Source organism: Colwellia sp. (assembly GCF_013215345.1).
Lineage (GTDB): Bacteria > Pseudomonadota > Gammaproteobacteria > Enterobacterales > Alteromonadaceae > Colwellia.
In genome coordinates this window covers 1-22,397 of the sequence record NZ_JABSOV010000047.1, presented here as the reverse complement: position 1 = coordinate 22,397, position 22,397 = coordinate 1, and the positions used below count along the sequence as shown (strand labels likewise).

Here is a 22,397-nt window from a genome sequence, read left to right as displayed (position 1 = left end):
CCTTAGGGAGCTTTCCAGTGATTCGATAACCGCACAGAAGTGACTATATGCAAAAAAATTCTATTTGTTCTCAAAACGCTGGCAAGCTCTGAGTGGGAACTAACTTAATGGACTTGGTATTAGTTTATTGCTTAAATAATAGGAGCAGAGTAAGTTAAAAATAATCTTATTCTGCTCCTAAACTATTTATGCTACTAGGAATAATTGCTGGAAACTACTTATACCAATCCCATTAATTATGTGTTCATTTCTACTTGTTAAAATCACCAATTACGTCGTTATTTATTTAATAATTAGAACAACTAGTTATTGAAATAAATGCCTTGCCGTTGGCAATTTTTTCTACGCATAAAATAGACCATCTAATTAGCTGAATTGGTATTAGCCAACGTATCCGCTATATAATCATCAATGAAACGTTCCAGAATATTAAGCGGAACAGCACCATTTTTTAACACTACATCATGAAAATCGCGTAGATCAAATTTATTTCCCAATGCGAGTTTTGCTTTCTCTCGTAATTCTAAAATTTTCATCATACCTACTTTATATGACGTAGCTTGGCCGGGCATTACAATGTAACGCTCAATCTCAGAAACGACATCTGATTGTGCCATACCGGTATTCGCTTTCATGTAATCAATAGCTTGCTCTCTGGTCCATTTTTTATAATGAATCCCTGTATCAACCACTAAGCGCACTGCTCTAAATAGTTCAGCTTGCAAACGGCCAATATTATCGAAAGGATCGTCTTGAAACCCCATTTCCCATGCAAGGTATTCACTATACAGCGCCCAACCTTCTACATAAGCGGTAAAGGGGGAAAACATTCTAAATAGTGGTAAGCCTTCTAATTCCATTGCAACAGCAATTTGAAAATGGTGGCCAGGAATTCCTTCATGATAAGCCAATGTGCGCATTGCGTATTTAGGCGTAGCTTTAATATCATATAAGTTCGCAAAAAATCGGCCTGGACGGCTACCATCAATGGCTGGCTGCTGATAATAAGCACCTGGTGCGGTTTTTTCTTTAAACTCAGGAATTCTAACAACTTCCATGCCCGCTTTTGGGCGAATTCTGAATGCCGATTCTAAACCCGTATCTATTTCATCAAGAATTTTTTGATAATCCACCAGTATTTGTGCTCGGCCAGCATCACTGTCTTCGTAATAAAAGCTTTCTTGCGCAGCTAAATCTTCGATAGCGGCACTAAAACCCCGAGAAACGTCATAGTTTTGCTCTGCAAGAATAGTCATTATTGCTGACTGAATACGATTAACTTCTTTTAAACCAACATCATGAATATATTGAGGTGTGTAATCGGTAGTGGTGAAGAACTTTAACGAGCTTATGTAAGCTTCCTCGCCGTTAGGTAAGCGCCAGAAACCATCGTCACTGGTCGCTTTTGACTTTAAATTAGTAAAATAATCAATTAAGGATTTATAGGCAGGGTGCACATAATCTTTAATATTATTTTTCGCTTTAGCTAGCAATTTAGCTTGTTCATCAGTCATTTTTTTCGCCAACGAGGTATAAAGAATATTTTCCTCTATTAGTTTACCGACAAAAGTGGTCATTTCTTCAAGTACACGCTCAATAACAAATAAGGGTGGAATAATTCCTTTTTCTTCTCTTAACCTTATCCCTTCGAGTTCTTGAGTGAACTTACCTTGTACTAACACTAAACGCGATAAGTAGTTTTCAACATCATCGTTGCTATGAATTTGGTGTTGAGCTTCCATAAAGCTTGGGTAACCATTTTGTATGCCAAACAGCTGGTTTACTGGGTAACTATGATAGCGGAATTGTTCAGAATCCTTGGCAAAATCCAGTAAATATAGCGCAATCTCTTTAGAAAGAAGGTCAGCCTCAGTTAAACTGTCATTTTCGTATGAATTGAGTGTTTTATGTACTTGCTTTAACTTAACATATAACTCATCGGCTTTAGCAAGGCTTGCGTCATCAAGTTCACCATTATGTCCAGTGATCCCCACTGACTCCAAAAAGCCTAAAGAGGTCAATGTTTCTGGGCTTTCAAAGGCCATTTTTAATACTTCTCTGTCGACAAAAGATCGAAACCTCAAGGGTTTATCTGCATTCCATTCATAAGCAGCAAAACTGCCAGCAACCACTATTACAGTAAGCAGCAGAACCCCAAGCCATTTAAATATTTTTTTTACCATAATTTCCTCTGATGATATTACTTATTAATTTATTAAAATCATAAGTTTAATAGTTTTGATTTATTATTTACTAATTGACGTTAACAAAATAGCAACAACAAGTAAAAAAAGGAAGAACTATCAAAATGAGTAATATCAATAAAATACAGGTATGTGCTGGGGCAATAGTATTATGGAGTTTTAAGTCCTATAGACGAATTAAACATTAGTGAATAGAAGAAAAAATAAAAGGTTAAGTGTCTAAATTATCATTTTATTTTACAAACGGCTATTTAACAGTGTCGGTTTTTGTATAGGCTTTGTTGACCTAAGCCGGTGAAAAGCTTAATCTCATTCAGTGCAATAAATGCACAGTTTTTATGGAACTATGTTTAGCCTTGAGGAAAACGGATGATGATTTGTTTCTTTTGTGCTTTAAATAGGCTGTTTTGTCGGATTGACTACTTTGGTGGGAAAGTGAATGTTGACTAGTAAATGTTATTTAAACTAAAGATATCATTTATTACGCATATGGAATAATAAAGGCTTAATTTATCAGCCGTAAATATTAGTGTATCGCAGCAACCTGACCTAAATATATGATTTGAATATTTTAAAATATGTTCAAAGATGTTCATGTAAAAAGATAAGGTACAACGACTAATGAGTAGTACAATAAGTCCTCACCTAATAAGGTTTAGCAAACAAATACTAAGTTTAGTTCCTTATGCGGGTAACGACAGACTCGAGTATCTTGTTCAAAAACTCCTACCAGAAGAAAGTAGCGGTCAACACCTTGCCGTTAAAAATGAAATAAAAAAACTTGCTCAACAAGCAACTAAATCAATTGATTTACGTTTGTTTTTTAGAGATTGTGAAATTGTTAAACACAACAAAATTAATCATTATCTTGATTCAGCAGGCAAAGCGTTTTTTAATCAGAAACTACTGGAATATCAAAATCTTTATACCATAGCTATTTATCATGAAGTTATGGAACATGCTCAAGAGAGAGCCGCTCATAAAAATAATAGTAAAATTGGTTATAACGATGAAGATTCGAATGAAAGTAAACTCTCAGCGTTCAAAATAGATAAAGCTGAACCCAAGCCATTAGTAAATAAAAATAGAGTAAATCATCAGGCAAAGCAGCTTAATTCATCTTGTAAAGTATTTATTAATCCAATTATGGGCATGACATCCCAAGGAAAAAAAGAAGTTGGTATAACGGCCACTATTGAAAAAATGAATAATAGAAAAGTTGTTATTAAGACTTCAAATAAAATAGAAGATATAAAATCGAATAAAGTCTATTTATGGTTATATGATCATCATAAAGAAATAGAGTTTGAAAAAGAACTTGAGCTTGGTTTTGAGATTATTGATAGTCAAGTTTCATCAGCAAATTACAAGTTTGAATATCTGTTGAAATTCTCTAGTCCACTGACAGACAAACAAATGCGGGTGCTATTTTTACATTACTTGATGCAAAAACAACGAGCAATAATCGGCCCGACAGAACTATTTATTAAGCCTCTGTTTGACTCTATTACCTCTAAAGGTTATGAGCAGTTATACCTGAATAAAACACATGATATTCCGTTACTTTGTTATAAAAAAAATGATTCTTGGCATGCAAAAGTAGCAATGAAAACTTCTGGTAATGATGAGTTATGGGATTTTTTTAGTGATCAGCAGGACAGTTTTTTCTTACCTGTGTTACTTGGAAATAAAGCGATACAGCAAGCTTTGAACGAAAGAAAAACTATTGATAAGTATGCTTTCATTTTGAAGTCTAGTTACCAAGAAGCTTATGCCTATTCACTTATTTGGTATGACGACTTTGTTAATGATAAATATGTTAAAACTGTTTTTAATCGTTATTTCAAAAATGGTCTGTTTAGGGTTATTAAAATTTCATCATCAAGCATAAATTCCACAGAAGATGCTCATGTGCCATCAGCATTACCCTGTCATGTTCATCCAAAAATGGCGGTATTAAATAGGGCTCCGCCTAAAGCGGCGCTTGATATGATTAGCGAATGTGATCATATGCTCACGGTTTCAGATATAAGTAGTTTGTACGAAACCTTATATCAACCCGTGCAGGGCGATATTGTCGAAATAGATAGCTTGTTACCTGAGCGTTATCAACTTAGGGCTATTGATAAACTTTCTAGTACTGAAATAGTCACCGCTGAAAATGATGAGGCTCGAAGTGAAGATCGTTTTATTTTATCGTTTAAGATGGCAATAACACGCAGTAATAACGTTGTTACCAATATTTTAGGTGAAACTCAAAATATTTCTATTCAAGGGTTATTAGTAAACCTGAAAGAGAAAACTAAGTTTAAGGCTGGCGAAGAGATTGAAATTGAATTAACGGTGCCTTTTGCTGAACAAGATCGCACGTTAAGAAAACAAAAATATATTGTCTTGGGCTATGACGGACAAGGCGCAGTTCGGTTATTAATGAACGCCATTGAAAGTAAACATTTAGCTTGTCGAGCTATCAGAAAGTACTTATATCAGCACATTGATACCATTGAAGCTTGTGGTAAACGGGGCAGTCGAATTTATGGCCTGCAAAAAGCGATGAGAAATATATATGCACATAATCATTTCTCCGTTCCATTCTATTTAAAAGCAACTAAGCATCAACAATATATTAATGCCGCAAGTTTTAGTGGTAATTCAGCGCTTAAACATCTTATTTATAAGAATGAGAGTAGTGAGGATATTATTTTAAACTTATTGAGTAATAAAAAATTTAGAGAGTCATGTTTATCAATTATCGCGGCGATTTCACATCAAGACATACCTGCTCGTGCATTTTATATTCTTGTTTTACCAAAGGATAAAAATGAAAGTGAAGAGTACTCATTCTGGTATCGAGATCTATCGGTATTAAAAAAATCGTCGCAATTACAAAAGTATATGAATAAGATTTCTACTCATGGTCAGCCAGCAATATTAAAGGTGGAATTGAAAAAGAGCAATAAAACTCAGAATATGTACTACCGCGATGAGATAAGTTATTTAAAGAGTTTGGATAAAGATCTGGCGCATGATCTTGAAGTGCAATTAGAAAGCACTATTGGCATAGGAGAAGTTACTGATTTAACGGACATCGCAATTGAGATGATCCGCAATACTAATGTAAGTACTCAAAAAACAACCAACTCAAAAAATAAACTTAGCTATGCCATGCATACGTGAGCAAACTGACAATTTCAGCCTTGCAGTTCTTTTAGTCGGCAACATTTAGTCGCCAATAGTTTCAATATCGCCACGCATTACTGGATAACCTAAATTCATCCAACCAAAAACGCCTTCCCATAAAACTGCAGTGCGGGTGTAGCCACGATCTCTTAGTTTTTTAATGGTGTAATCTGCTGCGGCACGCGGGCAAGAACAATAAGCAATAATTTGCACATCTTTGGGAATGCCTGCCACGGTTTCATCCAGATCTGCATAGTAGGGAAAAGGAATAGAACCTTCTATATGTGCGGTTTGCCAAACCGAAGGCACACGTGTATCAAGCAGTACCATTTTGTTTTTTGCCAGTAAGGCGGCGTTTAGATCTTTTGATGATACGTACATGCCATCTTGCAAAGCAAAATTTGGGTCATCACCATTTTTGTTGATAACGTATTGTTCAGGTGTTGGCAGTGCTTTAAGTATGGTTATTTCGTCTTTCCAGCCGAGTGCTTTACTGCGTAAAAAAACGGTAATGTTGTTGATATCTTGCGCCGATAACTTATCTTTGAAGGGCTGCATTGGTGTGTCTTGTCGACCATTTTGTATGGCATGACGGATAAATTCATCGGTGTTGTGGGCAAGGGCAGATTGATTACCTAGCGCAGGAGCCGTAATACCTTCGCCTTGAACCCCATGACAGCTGGTACAGTTTGCTAAATAGACTTGCTCACCGCGTTTAATATCACCATGAACAGGATTAGTTGATAGCTTTAAGCGCTGAACTCCTGCTTGCTCAAATAACCAATAGGTTAAGTCCCAGGTTTCAGCTAGCGTCATCGGCCCGCCAACTTCATCAAGGTAACCGCCCATAGCCGTGCCTTTTCTGCCATAAGACATCGGTCTTAAAATAGCGTGCGGAACACCGGATTCAAATAAGCTTTTGCTGCGCAGTGATGGCGCATGATCATTGACATGGCCTTGTCGGTCTGCGCCGTGGCATAAAGCACAATATTTTTGGTAGTTTGCTGAAGCAAGCTTAGCTTGGGGCTCTGTTAGTTTTCTTGGGGGTGGCAGGGTGCCTAACTCAGCATCTTGAGCAAATAATTCAATAGGCGCAATAAAACCTAACAAACAGCCAGCGAGTAATATTCTTTGGAAAAATAAGGACATCATCTTTATATTTTTTATATTTTATTATGACAAGGGTTAGTTAATAGACTAGCGAGCATAAAGGTAAGAAGCAATGCCTACCTGGGTGGTGAAAAGTTTCGTAACATTTTTGTCGTCACCTAATGAACTTTATCTAGCGGCTATCGATTGGCGTTATTACCGAGATTAGCCAATATTAGCCAAGGTCAGGCAAGCTTGACCAATTCGCTGTGAAGCAACTGAAAATCAAACGCCAAGTAATTGAGTTAACTCCACTAAAAAAAATGAATCGCTGAATTGTGCATCTCGACAGCTTTTCAGTATATAATAGTGCCCGCTTTCGACTTGGCTGATGCTGCACCGCATAGGAGTCGTAGGGTAGAAAGCTTACGTGTAGGGTAAATCTAGACGTAGAACTTACTGATTAAACTATAAAAATAGAAATAAAAAGACAGTAGCAACACTAATACAAAAACGAATCCGAGTGGTATGGCATGCAGATATTAGACAAAGATTATCAGATTAACAGCGTTAGTAAGGCCATTGGCGCTGGAGAAAACTCCATTATTGCACTGCCTACAGGTGGCGGTAAGAGTATCTGTATCCTTAAATTGTGCCAAGCATTATCCGACAAACATGTCGTGGTTAGTTTGCGTAATGCGGCATTAATTCCGCAGTTATTACACACACTGACCTCTAATGGTTTGACGGTTAGCGTGGTCAAATCTGGCTACAACTATGTAGCTGGCGGTGATGTGACGTTAGTAATGGAGCAGTCTTTTGCTCGCAGAAAGCATCTAAATATAAAGTGTGATGTACTGCTACGTGATGAATACCATGTTGGCTGCATGGGTGGCGTTTATATCGCTATGCGTGAAGACTTATCTCCTGATTTGATTATTGGTCTTACGGCCACACCCATCGATAGATTAGGTGTTTATATTGATAAGTCGATGAAATTGATTGAAGAGACGACAACAAGACAGCTGATTGAATTGGGCGAATTAGCCAAACCGGTTTACAAAGTACCTAGCCTAGCGCAAGAGATCGATTATAGTGCCGTTAAGATGTACCGAGGTGACTTTAGTGTTTCAGGTTTAGACTGTATCTTACTGGAACATTGTTCCTTAGTTGCACAACAAACCGTTGATGATGCACTTTCTCATGGCCGTAAGGTTATGTTATTTGCTAACTCCATCAAGCATGTAGAGGCGTTATCTGAGGCGTTTGAATTACTCAATGTTCAACATGAAATTGTTCACTCGCAGCGCTCGGGTGGTGATAATGATGAAAGCATACGTAGATATAAATCAAACGAGGTTAGGTTAATCATTAATATGTCTATGCTGACCATTGGTTTTGATGATCCTGCTACTGACTGCGTGGTTTTAGCGCGACCTACCAAGATTTTAAGATTGTATTTACAGATTATCGGCAGGTGTTTACGTGCATCTAAAGGGAAGGCTAATGCGTTAATTCTGGATTTAGCTCAATGTATCTCTACCCATGGTTTTGCTGAGGATTATAGAGATTTCACCCGTAAAACTGCTAAGTCTGCTGCGATAATGTCAGAGCGATTAAGTGTCACCAACATAGCTCAATTTGTTGATGGTGAGTTCAGCTACAATGAATCAATAGAGCGTAAGACAGTCAAAAGAAAGTCACCTGTTAAACGTACCCGTATTACTCTGCCTAAGTTAGTTGCCAGCAAGGAGCTTATTGCTAGAAGTGCTAGCAGGCGGGCTGCATCGTTAGTCAGGCTTAACCCTAGAATGGAAAAGCTAGTCAGCACTATCGAGTTAGTTAATATCGTTTATGAACAGCAAGACGAAACTAGCAAGATGCTTGATGAGTTAGCTATGGTTAAGATAGTTGCGCTGATAGGGTTTGCCTACAGTGACGCATTAGTTGATAGTTGTACTAAATTAGTTGAGCTGCTACATGCTGAAAATCAATCTATTAGAGGTTTACTGCTTAGGGTTAGTAATTTGATAACCGCAATCGCTATGCAAGAGTTATCTGTCACAGAGGTGGTTGCTTAAATATAAATAACCATTTGTACCACAAGGGGCTTAACGCCCCTTTGTATATTCTTGTCTATAACAAAAAATAAAACTCCACCACGATGTGAAACAGGCAATCAAAGCCAATCTTATCTATTCTCCGATCAACCATGGCATCTGCCGCCATGGCTGATAAAATAGCGACAGTGCTATTAATCTCAGTAAATAAAAACTAACTATAAAAGTAATAAATCATGAGTGAAACCATACCTCCTTGCCCAAAATGCCAATCAGAATATGTCTATCAAGACCAATCTTTACTTATTTGTCCAGAATGTAATTGTGAGTGGGACCCTAGTGAAAATGATGATGAAATAATCGTTAAAGATATCCACGGCAATAAATTAGCGGTAGGGGATAAGTTAACCTTGGTAAAAGACCTGAAAGTAAAGGGCAGCTCAATCGTACTTAAAATAGGCACTAAAGCGATCATTAAGCGCTTGCTTGAGGGGGATCATCCGCTTGACTGTAAAATGGATGGTTATGGTGACATGCTGATTAAAGCGGATAAAGTTAAAAAGGCTTAACATTCGCTCTTTTATGCATTGACTCATTTATTGCATTAATGACTTAGCGCTCTTCATCACGCTGCGTTTAAAACTTCTTCAAAAAACTAAAGGAAATTATGGATTTTAATACTTGGCTGCTCTTTGCCTTCACTATTGCTGTGGTTATTGCTATTCCTGGTCCGCTAACCTTACTGATGATCAATAGCACTATTCGTTATGGTCTGAAAAAATCATTGCCGATTATTTTAGGTGGTAGCCTTGCCTCATCAATTTTAATTACGGTTTCTGCTCTAGGCTTAGGCGCGGTTATTACGGCCTCTGAAATCTTATTCAATGTTATAAAATATCTGGGCGCGGCTTATTTAGTCTATCTTGGCGTAAGTTTATGGTTTTCTGCCAAAGGGAAGGAAAATGGAAAGGTAAAAGCAGCAGATGGTAACCAGTCGTTAGCACTAGCTGAGGAAAATGAGCTGAAGCCTGATAGCAACTTATTCTTTAAAAGCTTTATGTTGGGTATCACAAACCCCAAAGATATCGTATTTTTTGTCGCTTTTTTACCACAATTTATTAACACGGAACGTGGCTATACTGAACAATTAATAACGATTGTCGTGACTTGGTTTTGTGTCGATTTTTTATGTAAAACTTCATACGGTATGTTAGCAAAAATGGTAGCTACACGCCTAAAAAGTGTCAGACAAACCAATGTGCTTGATAGAATTTCAGCGGTAGTTTTTGTTGCTGCGGGCCTAGCTGCCACGGTTTAATATAAAAACGTTCCAGCTAGACCAATAATTATAATTTCAATTTCAATATCACTTTAGTTAATAACTTCACATCAGCTAAGAACATTAACGCTTATGCTCTTAACGTTAATGTTATTAGGACAATACCGTGATCTGTACTTTCGCCATCACGGTCGAAAATAGGGTTAATTAAATGTCGGTCGTAAGTATCATAGTCACTGACTTGATAAAGACTGTCGTGATAACTGGCATCAAATTCACATGACAATAAGATGTAATCGAGTACTGAGCTGCTAGCACCAAAATAATGTGTTGGTGTCCGTACTCGTTTTTCTGCCAGCTTAATTTCTTGCCTAACTTCTAGAGTCACTTCTAGCTTTGCTTCAAGGCTTGCGGCAACAGTTGCTTCACTTTCAGTATTTTTACCATCTTCATCCGTATCATTAGGCTCATTAGTTAGCGCTTTTTGAAACAAATCCCAAGCGTCATTTAAACAATACTTAGCCAGATAAGTATCGCGATCAATGCGTGAGACAAAGCGTAAGGTGTTTATTAGTAAATGACTTAATACACCATCGGTTAAGTTATTATTAAAGTCGCCCATTAAAATCATCGGCTGCCCCGTAGCCTCACGCCGCGCTATCATATCAATCATTAATAACGTCGCTTCACTACCACGTTGTATAGTTGAGCCCCAACCACCTGCCATTTGTGCTTTTAGGCTTTCAATAATAGTTTTTTCTGGAGATAGACTCTGGCTTTTTTCATCGAATTCAATCATCGAACGTTTAGACTTAAAGTGCACCACATAACAATCGCAGTTACCGATATGAGGTACATCAATCGTAGCTCTGATCACTTTTCGGCTAAAAGAAAAGTCACTGGTTAAGCCTAATGTCTGTGCAAGCTCTAGGTCTGGCTTTACCGCATCAACGTCAACAATAGGATAACGAGAGGCAATAGCGACCACAGGACTGCGATAAATAAAGTCATCAATGACTTGAGGTTGAGCAACCACAGAAAAATAATCATAGCCTTGCGCGGCGACTAACTCTTTTAACGACTCAGTACTAAAAACCTCTTGAAAACCAATAATGTCAGGTTGATATTCACGCAAATAGTCTGTTATCCAGGTTTGTTTTTTTAGCCATTGCGCGGCACTATAAATGCGCTCAAACTCATAAAAAGCATTGGGCGGCTCTAGGTAATTGAACAAATTAAAACTAGCAATTTTAAGTTGGGTATCTACAGCTGAAGGGTCTACTGATGTTGAGTTCTTTACAGTGGGGAGTTTCTGATTGATTGCTTTTATCTCTGAGGTTGATGAGGCTAATATAATCTATGAAAATAATTATACCTCATCGCACGACTATTTATGAAAAGTAATAATGGCTCTATTAAAAACAAAAAAGGGGTCGGTAATAAATGATGCAATCATTTATTACCGACCCCTTTATCTTTATATCAAAGCAGTTCACCAAGTTAATTCACTTAGTCAGCAATTCGTTAGTGTTGAAATTGTTTACCGCTGTACCAGCTATCAAAGTTGTCTGGTTTTTTTTGTGCCAGAACAGGAAGGTGCTTTTTGTTGCTGAGTTCTTTAGCTGTGTAGCAAGGGTTGTTATATAGTGCAGTGTTCATTGTTAGTCTCGTTGATAAAAGTTAAAAATTAGTATTTTGCTCTGCTTTTAAAAAGCTAAACAAAGCTGTAATCATAAATTTATCAGGGTTACAGGCTTAAATTATTTAGTTAAAAGTTCTTATTCGGTAAATATTAACTTATTCAATAAGTGCTTGGTTTTTGTGCGTGTTAGGGTAATTACTCTAGTGAGTTAGTGGTTTGTTTTTTAATCGTATTAGAATAATGACTCTATCAGTGATTAGTTGGCTTTTAGTTGTTTTGAATCAACTGTTATACAATTGTGCTGTTTTTATTTAGCCGTATTTTTATGGGAGGTAAACGACTTTACTGTGGTTTATCTTTTGGTGTTTTTAAAGATGATTGGTAGAATACCTTTGTCATAATTCGTTGCTATGCGGGTAAAAAAAAGCTTGATAAGTAAAGCTTGATAAAATATTTACTCAGAAACAAAGAGCAAAAGTAAAAAAGGTAATAAGTGTAAATGGAAGCTAGCGCCAAAGTGTTTGATAACAGTCCGATAAGTTGTACCGAAATATGTAGTAGCCAAATAAAAAGTACCGAAATAAGCAGTAAGCAAATAAAAAAGGCGTATAGCGAGCACGGCTACTTTGTTATTAGGGATTATTTTAATGGCGCTGAAATCTCAGCACTTAGAGAAGTCATCTTAAAATTCCATCAGTTATGGAAAAAAGACAACTTCGATTTCTATCAGGAGGAAGCTTTTAATTCTTCTTTAATTACTGGCAGTCAATATTTAGCCCCGGACGATAGGGTCAAACTTTTTAATTTTATCAGTTCAGAAAAAATAATGGCGCTGGTTGATAAGGTTATTACCAATAAAGCCAACTTTATGAACACGCAACTATTTTTCAATCCAGTTAGCTCTTTGCAAAAAGATTTTTGGCATCGAGACTGTCAATATGATCATGATTTAGAAGCGCAAAAAAGAATCATGCATGAAACACAAGTTGTACACTTTCGTGTGCCTTTATTTGATGAACTAGGCCTGGAACTCGTACCTGGTTCCCATAAACGCTGGGATAATGAAGAAGAGTTTAATGTCCGCCAAGAAGAACAGGGCAGAGTGAGTAGTGAGGCGTTATCTACAGGTAAAAAAATTCACTTAGCCGCGGGCGACTTGTTAGTTTTTTCAGCTGATATGATTCATCGAGGTCTATACGGAAAAGATAGATTAGCTTTTGATATATTGGTGTTTGATTCGGCGGCGGATTATATTGACTATGTTGATGACGATTGCCTACCTGATACAGTGATGCTGGATAAAATTGTCAACCCAAGGTTATTTACCAATACCATTAAGTTAAAGTCGACAGCTTGATTTTTCTGCTATTTTTAGGCGCTATTTTCGGATCTTACTTATAGATAATGCTCGGCTTGTTGTTCGATATCTGTACTGAGTTAGTCTTATTAAAATAAATGAGCTTTTAAGAAAATACTGGCGTAGCAGTGTCTATAATTAACTATTTAACCTGAACTCTGGATAATGAGTAGTTGATGTTTAAGTAAAACAACAACTTAGATTTTTAAGAGTGAAATTTACAAGATTAAGTCGCTATATACTCTATCAATTTTTCAATTTATTCGATTATCAAGGCAAAACGTTTATGAATAACTGGTTATTTATCTATGTTTTAACGCTGAGAATTGAATAAAGGGGGATATTGAGCAAGTGCTGCTTATTCATAGCTCAGGTTATTCAATCGTTAATAAAAATGATGGCATAAAAGTCTCGGTGAACAAGCGTCTTATGCCAATAAATCAGGAATGCAATGTTAACTAAATTAATTGCCTTACCGTTTTTAATACTCCTTTATTGCGGCAGTCTCTCTGCCGCGGAAAAAGTGAATGTCGGCGGTTATCTTTCTCCGCCATTTATTGAACAGGACAATCAAGGCAACATCTCTGGTATAACACTTGATCTCATTAACTCCTTAAATAAAATTCAACATGAATATCATTTTAACTTGGTATTAACCAGCTCAAGAAGAAGGTATGTTTTCTTTCAACAAGGTCAATTCGACCTGTTCTTTTTTGAAAGAAAAGTCTGGGGTTGGCAGGATATTGCTATTGTCGAAATTAAATTACCTTTTAAGGGCGGAGATATTTTTATCGCGTTAAAAAGTAAAGCTAAGCAGCAAGATTATTTTAACAGCCTGAAGAACAAGTCAATATCGGCTATGTTGGGCTACCACTATAATTTTGCTGACTTCAATGCAGATCCTAACTTTTTAAGATCAAAGTTCGATATACAACTATCATCGGATGAAAGGGTGAATGTTCAGTTGGTGTTATGGGGGAAAATGGATATCGCCATAGTGACAAAGTCTTTCTTAGACAAATACCTGCTTGATAATCCTTCTGCAAAGTCTGAGCTCTTAATCGCCACTAAAATGGATCAAAAATATCAACACACCATTTTGCTCAGGGAAAACACCAACCTTAGTGTTACTACGATGAATATGCTGTTAGATAAGTTAGTTGCATCAGGAGAATATAATAAAATAATGCAAAAGTATGGTATTACTCCGTAGCCTGTTTACTAAGGCGTTTGAATTAATTTTATATTTTTTAACTAGCTGCTCATTGGTCGTTATCCATTTCATTTTTCCGCCACTATGACGACATGAAAATAAAGTAGTTAAAGGTAACATGGCTAGTTTAATTTATTACTGCTTGTTGCCTTGACGGCTTTTATAAGCGACTAAAGCCGTCAATAAAAGTGCTAAGAAAAATAAACCCAAGGTGGCACTTGTTTGATCTGCTTCGACTTCCTCAGGGTTAAGAATAATTCGGTCTTTTTCTTTTAGTTGATAAACTTGATAAAAATCGCCATCTACTTGCACAGCTTGCATGGTGACATCTTTACCTAAAAGCGCTTGTGAGTCTTTGTCATCACAATAATCAGTCCTAAATTTAACCGATAAATTATAAGTAGCAGCAGAGTCGCTCAGAGTTAATGATGCAGCGCCTTTGGGTGGGCAATGTAATTGAAGTATAGTGCCGTTAATTGCTTGAACATCAGTTAATTCAGTATAGGTTGTTGCGTGTTGGTAACTCTTTAAACCGATAAATAAAAAGAATGCCGCTAATAATAACAATAAAGTCTTTGCTGTTTTATTCATATTAATTCACATCTGTTTACCTTATTTCAAGGCAAAATGAGTAACTAAAATAGTGTAGTGAAGTTAAACACAGCAATGTGCAAGTTGTTTTGATGTATATCAGTAATAGATTAAATGATTCACACTGAGTTAAAAGAGCCACTTTAATGCAGTCAACTACCCCGACATCAAGCAGGTATAGACTCCACAAGTGGAGTTTATACCTGTTATAACGATTAAGAAAAGACTGTTTATTTGCTATTTTCGATACGAATTGTTGCTTTAATTATTTTAACTTCTTCTGTGGTTCTGCCACTTCGACTGCCTAATGCTTCAATTTTAGCTAAGCTGTCATCTTCATCCTCAACAACTTTACCAAAAACAGTGTGTTTGCCATCTAAAAAAGGTGTTGGTTTAAAGGTTAAGAAAAATTGGCTGCCATCGGTACCTGGGCCAGAATTTGCCATACTTAATGTTCCAGCTTCGCTATGATTTTCTTCACCGTCAAATTCGCCATCATACTTATAACCAGGGTCACCAGCACCAGTACCGGTAGGATCACCACCTTGTGCCATAAAGCCAGGGATAACACGATGAAAAGTTAACTCATCATAGAAACCTAGTTCCGTTAAGTAAATGGTACTAGAAACATGCATAGGTGCTGAATCGGTTAATAGCTTGATAGTGAGCTTGCCTTGATTTGTTTGCAGATCCCAAAAATAATCTTTACCTTGAGTGAAGGTAAGTAATGGCGGTTTAGTTAAGGTAGTTTTCCATCTTGTATCTGTTTTATCTATTACTTGCTTAGTAATAAAACTATCGGCTTTTTCTATTGCGGGGTCACCGCCAAAACAAGCAATTAACGTAAGTGAGAGAAAAAGGCTAGTAATAAATTTTTTGTTATTATTCATATAAAATATCTTATGGTTTTAATTCAAGTTGTTGAAAGTATTTTAACTTATCAAGGGTTGTCAGATATTATCAGCAATCAAGTGGCAGATAACAGCGTTAATGAGTAAATTCACCATGAAAAAACGTTAGCAAGAATGTTTTGATTAGATTAAAATACCCCTAACCGTTAGCTCTATGGTGTTTGACCTAGATTTTCCTATTATGTTTGGTATAGCTATACATTTTAGCAAATTTTTATCAGGGGCTTAGATGAGGGTTTTAATAATGCTCATGCTGTTCTTCAAGGGCAAATAAGTAAATATAATGATGTTGTTAAGGTAAAACTTCAACCAGAGGTAGTTGTAAATATATGGATCACTTTGAACTGTTAGGTGTAGGTAGAGATGCGACGACCATCGAGATCAAAAAAGCCTATCGAAAACTCGCGAATAAATATCACCCAGATAAAAATACAAGTGTTGAGGATGGAGAAAAATTTCAATTAATTCAAAAGTCCTATGATGCTATTTCGGATCCTAAAAAGCGTGCTTTGTATTTGAAAAGTAACTATACCATTATAACGGACCCCCGAGAGGTTGCTGACTCTTTTTGGCACAATGCCTTAAGTTAGGTATTACGTAGGTATATAAGTTAGGCGTTGAGCTAAGTACCAGCCAATATCTCACATAGAAAATACACAAAACTCTTAATTTGCACACACAACTTTTAACACATGTAGCTAGGAAACAACCTTTGCAATCTGACAAAAATATACCTGATTATTTAACCGACGATTTTTCTATGTATTTAGAAAATATGACCTCGTTAACGGATCCTGAAAATCCTGAATTATTATCTATTTATTTAGATAATCTATTTGTCCAGTTACAGGCTATGCCTTCATTATTTACCGGTATGGTTGATCAGTTAGCTATGGCTATAACCACCAAAATCAGAGTTGATAGTAAAAATTTGGCCTTAGTCGACTTAAGTAATGAGCCTTCTTGGGCAGAGGTAAAACCATTCGTTGGTGTACATGCCGATGCCAGAGCCTGTATAAGCGAAATGATGAACGATTGCGAACAAGATTTAAAAATTGCTGTGTTAGTTATTCATTTTTATAACCGCTATGATGCGACACCTTTAAAAGCTGTAGCGGATGATTATGAGCAAGTTGATGATTATTCATCAGATGATTTTGATGAGAACTACTAGTAAAAAGTGAATTGTCCTAATGAATTTAATTAGGCATCTAATAACAAATACAAAGACTTTTTAAGGAATAACCGTGACAAAAAATGCCCTCATTCTGGCTACTGATATTATCGAAATAGCACAACAAAGCGGTAGACGCGCAGGTACTTCATTAGAGGCTATTGCTGCTGAACATGGTGATGAAACCATGATGGCGGTGTTAACCGAGATGGATATTTTAACCGTGGCTAAAATTGTTAGAGAGCACGATGCCACCATTCCTTCTATTGCAACTTGGTTAATGGATGCCGAGTCGATTAAACAGCTATTAAATGTTGAGCCGTCTTATTGGCAGAATATGGATGAAGATCATGTGTTTTGTGCGCAAACTGAAGCACACAGTTTATTATCACAAATTTTTCTTTCTACCGATGATGAAGAAAAACAGTTAGAAGTATTAAAAGCCATTGTTGAAGATGACTTTGGCCTATTATATTTGTCTCTGCCGTTTGTTGGTCATGATTTCTCTGAAATAGAAGAAGACGAAGAGCAAACATCTGGCAGTATCGAAGAGCTGCTAATGAAAATTAAATCATTAGATGAAGACGCCTATCGTGAAGTTATGGTAGTAAGTAGCAATGGCACGCTAGAAAACGTTGAAAAAGCGTTGAAAGATAATGCCAATAAACAAAGAGTAACCTCAGTAGAAATAGACACAGATGATATGTTTGCGCCACTGTAGAATTTAAAAAAGATATTACCACACAGCTTTATATTACTAGGATTCATTAATGAAAATAGCAGAGTTAAGAAATCATCCTTTTCTACTTTTGGTTTTAAAAGACGGAGAAAGTGATGGCTATTTTTCTCCCGAGTTTATAGCTAAGCTCAAACAACAATTAATCGATATGTCGTTACGGATTGCTTCGGATAATTTATCTATAATTTATGCCGATCAAATTAAAAAAGGCTGCGAAATTGTTCTAGGTATTAGCAATTTAGGTTTATTAGATCTGTGTGATAACAATGCTAATAAAGCAAAAGAGATTATAAAAACTCAAGGCATTGTTTATTGCTTTCGAGCTGGCTGGGCTAAATATGCGCAACTAAAGAAAGTATCACCCTTATTCTTTGAACGTATTTCGATTAGCACTTATGCCTTAGCCATCAATGACACGGCTGATATCAGCCTTATGCATGCCAATTTAATGAAAGAAAGCTATAAAAGCGCTAAGCTATTAGATGTTTATAAAAGCATTGCCGCGAACTATAGTGCAAATAAATCGGTGATTGAAGATGATACCGTGTTAAGTGAAGATATATTGGAGGTTGAATTACAACGATTTCTTAATACAGCAATTGCATTATTACTCATTGATTCGGATAAAAAAGTATTTACCACCTCTTTATATAAAGTCTTAAAAACTTATCTTATCAGCACAGAAAAAGATGTGCTGCTTGAGAAGTTGCAAACTTGTATCGTTAAACTCACCGAGCAACTATCGATACCCACTAGAAGTTACTTGCAAGAAGTTGAGTTATTAGTTTTCTCTGAATTTAAGGCCATTATTAAACAACAAACAGATATCGCTACTTTTATTCAAGAAATATTAGAGCTACCTATTATCCTTTTGGTAGAATTGAATGATGATTTTGAAGGTGGTTACGATTTTCATGCTGACGATGAAGATGATATCGCTTATTTAAGGCCTGATGAAGTCTAATTTCCTTCGCTGTGTTTAATTACCACCTAAGTAAGTGATATTTAAATACAGCTAATTATTATCCTTGTTTGTTAAAGCAGACTTGTTTTTACGTAAAAGTAGAGCCATTAACGAGTCAAAAGCTCATTGCTTGCCATTGTTTTACCTGCAAGCCAAGTCAGCCATCCCCCCCTTTTGTGCGATCAACCTCGGCCGTGATGACACTCTTTTCTGAAATTCACTAAAGCGCCATTTATCGGTCAATTAATTACTATAATTAAATTCTAATATCGGTTATTAGTGGTTTATTGCCTTATGATGCTAAATATGCAGACATTGTTAATGTTATCTCTTTTCTTTTTAGTCTCTTTCTCCTGGGCTAGCACTGAGAAAACCTTGCTGGAAAAATTAGCCAGCATAGAGTCTTTAGTTGTTGCTGATCCTGAACAGGCACTTAGGGCGATAGAGCAGCTCAACAAGAGTAAAGTACAGTTAACGGCCGTGCAAAGAGTGAAGATCATTAGGCATAAAGTGGTAGCAAACACTTACTTAAATCATCATGCCTTAGCACTTGAAACCATTGAAGAAGTTAAGGAAATCGCCAACTTGGCAGGTGATAAGGTATTCTTTTGGCATTACTACAATACCAAGGCTATCGTTTATTGGCATATGGATAATATTGAAGAGTCACTGAATGCTAACTTAAAGGCCTATGGTGTAGTCAAAAGTATTACCGAGTTCAGAAATTTTCAAGCCATTAGCCAAGGTAATGTCGGTTATGCTTTTATCAAACTAGGCTTTTTTAAGCAAGCGGTGAGCTATTTAGAGTCCGCGCTAGCCATAGTGATAACCAATGATAATATTACTATTTTAGCGTCAACCTATAACAATCTGGGGGAAGCTTACTTAGGGGTGAAGAACTATCAAAAATCTGCGGAGCTGCTAGAAAAATCACTGGCGATACGACTTGATCATCAGTTGACGTTTCATTCCTCTTTTTCTTATCAGAACCTTGGGTTACTTTATTTCCAACAACAACAATATCAAAAAGCTGAAGCCGCTTTAAATAAAGCGATCGCAATAAGAGAGCAGGCGGGTTTTGTTAAGGGCATACTGGTTAGTAAGCTGGCCTTAGTTAAGGTTTATATTGCCAGTAATAAACCTGTGTTAGCAGAGCAAGTGATTGCAGCCGTCATAGTGGTGGCAATAGCACAAAATAATAATAGTAGCTTATCAAAAGCTTATAACTTGCAGAGACAGATATATGCGAGTAAAGCCGACTACCATAGAGCCTATCAAGTATCGCTACTTTATCAGCAAACCCTAGAGCAGGTCGTGTCGCGTAAAACAAGCGCTAAACTGGCTAGTTACCTCAATACATCTGAGGCAATTTCTAAAGATCTCAATATATTAACGTTAGAAAAAAATGCTGAAATTAAAGCGCTGCAAGTTAATAGTGAGCGACAAAAAACCAAAATAATGCTTATTTCTGGCCTTGGTATGGTCATCATTTTGGTTGTTTTTTTGGGAACGGTGCAAAAGAGTAAAAGAGTCATCGCAAAATCAAATGCCGAGCTCTCTTTAACCTTAACTGAATTACAGCAGACTCAAGAGAAGCTCATTAAATCGGGGAAAATGTCTGCGCTAACGACTTTGGTTTCTAGAATGGCCCACCAAGTAAATACCCCTCTAGGTATAGCCGTAACAGGGGTTTCTCATATTCATGAAAGGGTTGCATGCTTTGGCAGATTAGTGGCAGGAGAAGGGCTTAAGAAGTCAGATATTGATTCATTTATGACTGACTTGAGCAAAGGTTGTGAGCTGTCATCAAACTCCATGAGCAAAGTCGCCGGTTTAATTAGTCAATTTAAAATGATTTCTGCAAACTTAGAAGCCGAAACATTACAAGAGTTTGAGATATTCGATCATATATCTAAACATACTGATTTAATTCTGATATTACTTAAACAAGATAAACCAGTGATAAATATCTCCGGTAGCAAGGTGCAGATGCAAGGCTATCCGGAAGCTTTAAATAAAGTTTTTAGCCAACTCATTGCTAATTCTATCGATCACGCTTTTGCCCAGACCTTAAACCCAGAAATAGAAATTGATATTGCTAAAGTAAATGGGCACATTGAAATTACCTATCAAGATAACGGTAAAGGCATTGATTCCGCTATTGTGAACGATGTTTTTGAACCCTTCTATACCACCAATATGGGTAATAAAAATTTGGGTATTGGTCTAAGTATAGTGTACAACTTAGTGGTGCAGCTTATGCGAGGTAATATTCAATGTATTCCTAAGCAAGGTAAGGGCATCATGTTTTGTATTACTTTACCCCTAAGTGTAAAGCCCTAAATACCTAAATCACTACACCACTGGCTAGCACTGAGAAACTCTTGCTGAATGGCTTGCTTGTTTAAGGCGTGACTGGTAATTAATTGGTTAATATTATTATTGCTGCCTGAGATGAATGTTGTTGTTAGGATTAATAGTTCACCCAAGGGACCTTCTTTCGTAAGTAAAGCCTGTTTAATAGCGGGAGCCAATGGCATGGTTTTGATTATTTCTGCAAGAGGCATGGATAACATCAGTTCAATGGCACTCAGTAAACCGGTAATAAAAGCAAATTCACTAACTGATTGAAAGCTATTACTATGACTTAGCTCGACCATCATTTTTCCAGTAATAAGTGCCTGACGGCACACTTCATCAGCCGTTTCAGAGGTTAAATTCGACAAGGCTAAAATAGCGACAAATTGACATAAAGACTCATCGCCTAAGTAGACCGCAGCTTGTTTTAGCGAAGTAATTTCAACTTTAGAGCCCGTTGAAACATTGTTGACCATTTTCAATAAACCTATGGTGAGATTGACATCGTGACTGATAATTTTAGCCACCTTGTCGTAATTTATTGGCGTATTAAAGGTTTCACTTAATAGGTGCAGCATCTGCGTTTTTTGACTGGTCATTTTTTGTCCTGCGACTATTTCAGTTTGATGATAAAAGTAGCCCTGAAAATAAGTAAAACCGATCTCGACCAGTGCTTGTCTTTGGTATTTAGTTTCGACTCTTTCTGCGGCAAGTTTTATCTTATAAGGCTTCATTCTTGGTATGGCAGAAATTATACGTTTGGGATTAATTTTTTCTAAGTTTATTTTTATTATGCTTATATAGGGAAATAACGTATCCCAATGACGCTCTAAGTCATATTCTGTTAAGGCTATTTGGTAACCCTTGCCATGATAATAGCCAAGAATTTTCAATAAGTTTTTGGTGGGTTTTTTATGACCGACCAATTCAATAACAATGCTGCTTTTATCAAACATTAACGGGTATTTATGAATTAAAGCGTACTCAGTAAAATTGACAAAGGCGACCTTACCCATGCTTAATGTTTGTATATCACCATAAATATGGTTTTGAATAATTAATTTAGAGCTGGCGACATCGGGATCTATTTCTGGAAATTTATTGTCAGGACTATCTCTAAAAAATAGCTCATAGCCTATAGTTTCTAGCTTACGATTTAATATGGCTTGGCGAGCAATATAGGTATTTTTCATACAATATAATATGTTGAAAAGCTTTAGTTAACTATACACTCAACCAAGCGAATGAGCGGGGTTATCCGGACTTTTAGTAAAAATAGCTAAAAAATAATTAATTAGGACAGTCTAAGGTGTGCCTTTACCAAGGGGCGTCACTGTTGAAACTTTCTAAGAGTAAAACCCCAAGCCCTTCATTTATGCTTAGCTTTTCTTGATCTGCTATTGACTAGGTATTGACCTGGTATAAGTGTCAGTCTATTTAACACCTAATTTACATGTTACTGTTGTTTTGTTTTTATCTTGTTGATATTTAAATGTTTTTATCTGTCGTTCGATTCTTGCTTAGTCTAGCATCTGCAGATATTAATAACGCCAAGGAATAATCGATATGAATAAATGGGCAAAATTTTTAATCGCCGCAAGTTCAGTTGTTGCTGCTGCTAACACCCAGGCTGCTG

The 22,397-nt window shown here is 36.6% G+C and carries 17 protein-coding genes; 11 read left to right on the top strand and 6 right to left on the bottom strand.

All coding sequences use genetic code 11. From position 1 onward, the window contains the following. Window positions 1-362 precede the first annotated feature (362 nt). On the bottom strand, window positions 363-2,183 hold the full coding sequence (locus HRT50_RS09170; RefSeq protein WP_291613670.1) for a DUF885 family protein: 1,821 nt from the start codon (window positions 2,181-2,183) through the stop codon (window positions 363-365). 642 nt (window positions 2,184-2,825) lie between these two features. On the opposite strand from HRT50_RS09170, the gene HRT50_RS09165 reads away from it, so the two are divergent. Continuing rightward, window positions 2,826-5,381: a hypothetical protein gene (locus HRT50_RS09165; RefSeq protein WP_291613669.1), complete on the top strand. Its 2,556-nt coding sequence runs from the start codon at window positions 2,826-2,828 to the stop codon at window positions 5,379-5,381. A 45-nt stretch (window positions 5,382-5,426) separates the two neighbouring features. On the opposite strand, the gene HRT50_RS09160 is transcribed toward HRT50_RS09165, so the two are convergent. After that, a complete protein-coding gene (locus HRT50_RS09160; RefSeq protein WP_291613667.1) occupies window positions 5,427-6,536 on the bottom strand; it encodes a c-type cytochrome in 1,110 nt (369 codons plus the stop codon). Window positions 6,537-7,006: 470 nt separating this feature from the next. Here HRT50_RS09160 and HRT50_RS09155 point away from each other — a divergent pair, with 470 nt between their 5' ends. The 3 genes from HRT50_RS09155 (at window position 7,007) to HRT50_RS09145 (ending at window position 9,851) form a co-directional block, all read left to right on the top strand. Next, window positions 7,007-8,554, top strand: a complete 1,548-nt coding sequence (locus HRT50_RS09155) for a DEAD/DEAH box helicase (RefSeq protein ID WP_291613665.1) — start codon at window positions 7,007-7,009, stop codon at window positions 8,552-8,554. A 215-nt stretch (window positions 8,555-8,769) separates the two neighbouring features. Then, complete coding sequence (locus tag HRT50_RS09150; RefSeq protein WP_291613663.1) at window positions 8,770-9,102, top strand: zinc ribbon domain-containing protein YjdM; 333 nt, start codon at window positions 8,770-8,772, stop codon at window positions 9,100-9,102. 98 nt (window positions 9,103-9,200) lie between these two features. Beyond that, window positions 9,201-9,851, top strand: coding sequence for a LysE family translocator (locus HRT50_RS09145; protein ID WP_291613661.1), 651 nt, complete (start codon window positions 9,201-9,203; stop codon window positions 9,849-9,851). A gap of 91 nt (window positions 9,852-9,942) precedes the next feature. Here HRT50_RS09145 and HRT50_RS09140 read toward each other — a convergent pair whose 3' ends face one another. Next, a complete protein-coding gene (locus HRT50_RS09140) occupies window positions 9,943-11,133 on the bottom strand; it encodes an endonuclease/exonuclease/phosphatase family protein (protein WP_291613683.1) in 1,191 nt (396 codons plus the stop codon). 820 nt (window positions 11,134-11,953) lie between these two features. Between HRT50_RS09140 and HRT50_RS09135 the strand changes: the two genes are divergently transcribed. Together HRT50_RS09135 and HRT50_RS09130 are read left to right on the top strand one after the other, a co-directional pair. After that, window positions 11,954-12,811: a phytanoyl-CoA dioxygenase family protein gene (locus HRT50_RS09135; RefSeq protein WP_291613659.1), complete on the top strand. Its 858-nt coding sequence runs from the start codon at window positions 11,954-11,956 to the stop codon at window positions 12,809-12,811. Window positions 12,812-13,262: 451 nt separating this feature from the next. Beyond that, window positions 13,263-14,024 (top strand): ABC transporter substrate-binding protein, encoded by a 762-nt coding sequence (locus HRT50_RS09130; protein WP_291613657.1) that lies wholly within the window; start codon window positions 13,263-13,265, stop codon window positions 14,022-14,024. 135 nt (window positions 14,025-14,159) lie between these two features. Here the strand turns inward: HRT50_RS09130 and HRT50_RS09125 are convergent, their stop codons facing one another. Together HRT50_RS09125 and HRT50_RS09120 are read right to left on the bottom strand one after the other, a co-directional pair. Further along, entirely contained in the window at window positions 14,160-14,615 is a 456-nt protein-coding gene (locus HRT50_RS09125; protein ID WP_291613655.1) for a hypothetical protein, read from the bottom strand. Between the two features lie 230 nt (window positions 14,616-14,845). Beyond that, complete coding sequence (locus tag HRT50_RS09120) at window positions 14,846-15,505, bottom strand: peptidylprolyl isomerase (protein ID WP_291613653.1); 660 nt, start codon at window positions 15,503-15,505, stop codon at window positions 14,846-14,848. Between the two features lie 350 nt (window positions 15,506-15,855). Here HRT50_RS09120 and HRT50_RS09115 point away from each other — a divergent pair, with 350 nt between their 5' ends. The 5 genes from HRT50_RS09115 to HRT50_RS09095 all read left to right on the top strand — a co-directional run bounded on the left by HRT50_RS09115 (window position 15,856) and on the right by HRT50_RS09095 (window position 20,746). Next, window positions 15,856-16,116 (top strand): DnaJ domain-containing protein, encoded by a 261-nt coding sequence (locus HRT50_RS09115; RefSeq protein WP_291613651.1) that lies wholly within the window; start codon window positions 15,856-15,858, stop codon window positions 16,114-16,116. Between the two features lie 122 nt (window positions 16,117-16,238). After that, window positions 16,239-16,700, top strand: a complete 462-nt coding sequence (locus HRT50_RS09110) for a hypothetical protein (protein WP_291613649.1) — start codon at window positions 16,239-16,241, stop codon at window positions 16,698-16,700. A gap of 73 nt (window positions 16,701-16,773) precedes the next feature. Next, entirely contained in the window at window positions 16,774-17,421 is a 648-nt protein-coding gene (locus HRT50_RS09105) for a hypothetical protein (RefSeq protein WP_291613647.1), read from the top strand. A 49-nt stretch (window positions 17,422-17,470) separates the two neighbouring features. Then, window positions 17,471-18,403, top strand: coding sequence for a hypothetical protein (locus HRT50_RS09100; protein ID WP_291613645.1), 933 nt, complete (start codon window positions 17,471-17,473; stop codon window positions 18,401-18,403). A 306-nt stretch (window positions 18,404-18,709) separates the two neighbouring features. Beyond that, window positions 18,710-20,746: an ATP-binding protein gene (locus HRT50_RS09095; protein ID WP_291613643.1), complete on the top strand. Its 2,037-nt coding sequence runs from the start codon at window positions 18,710-18,712 to the stop codon at window positions 20,744-20,746. Here the strand turns inward: HRT50_RS09095 and HRT50_RS09090 are convergent. Next, a complete protein-coding gene (locus HRT50_RS09090) occupies window positions 20,743-21,954 on the bottom strand; it encodes an EAL and HDOD domain-containing protein (protein ID WP_291613641.1) in 1,212 nt (403 codons plus the stop codon). The genes HRT50_RS09095 and HRT50_RS09090 overlap by 4 nt on opposite strands. Window positions 21,955-22,397: the final 443 nt, after the last annotated feature.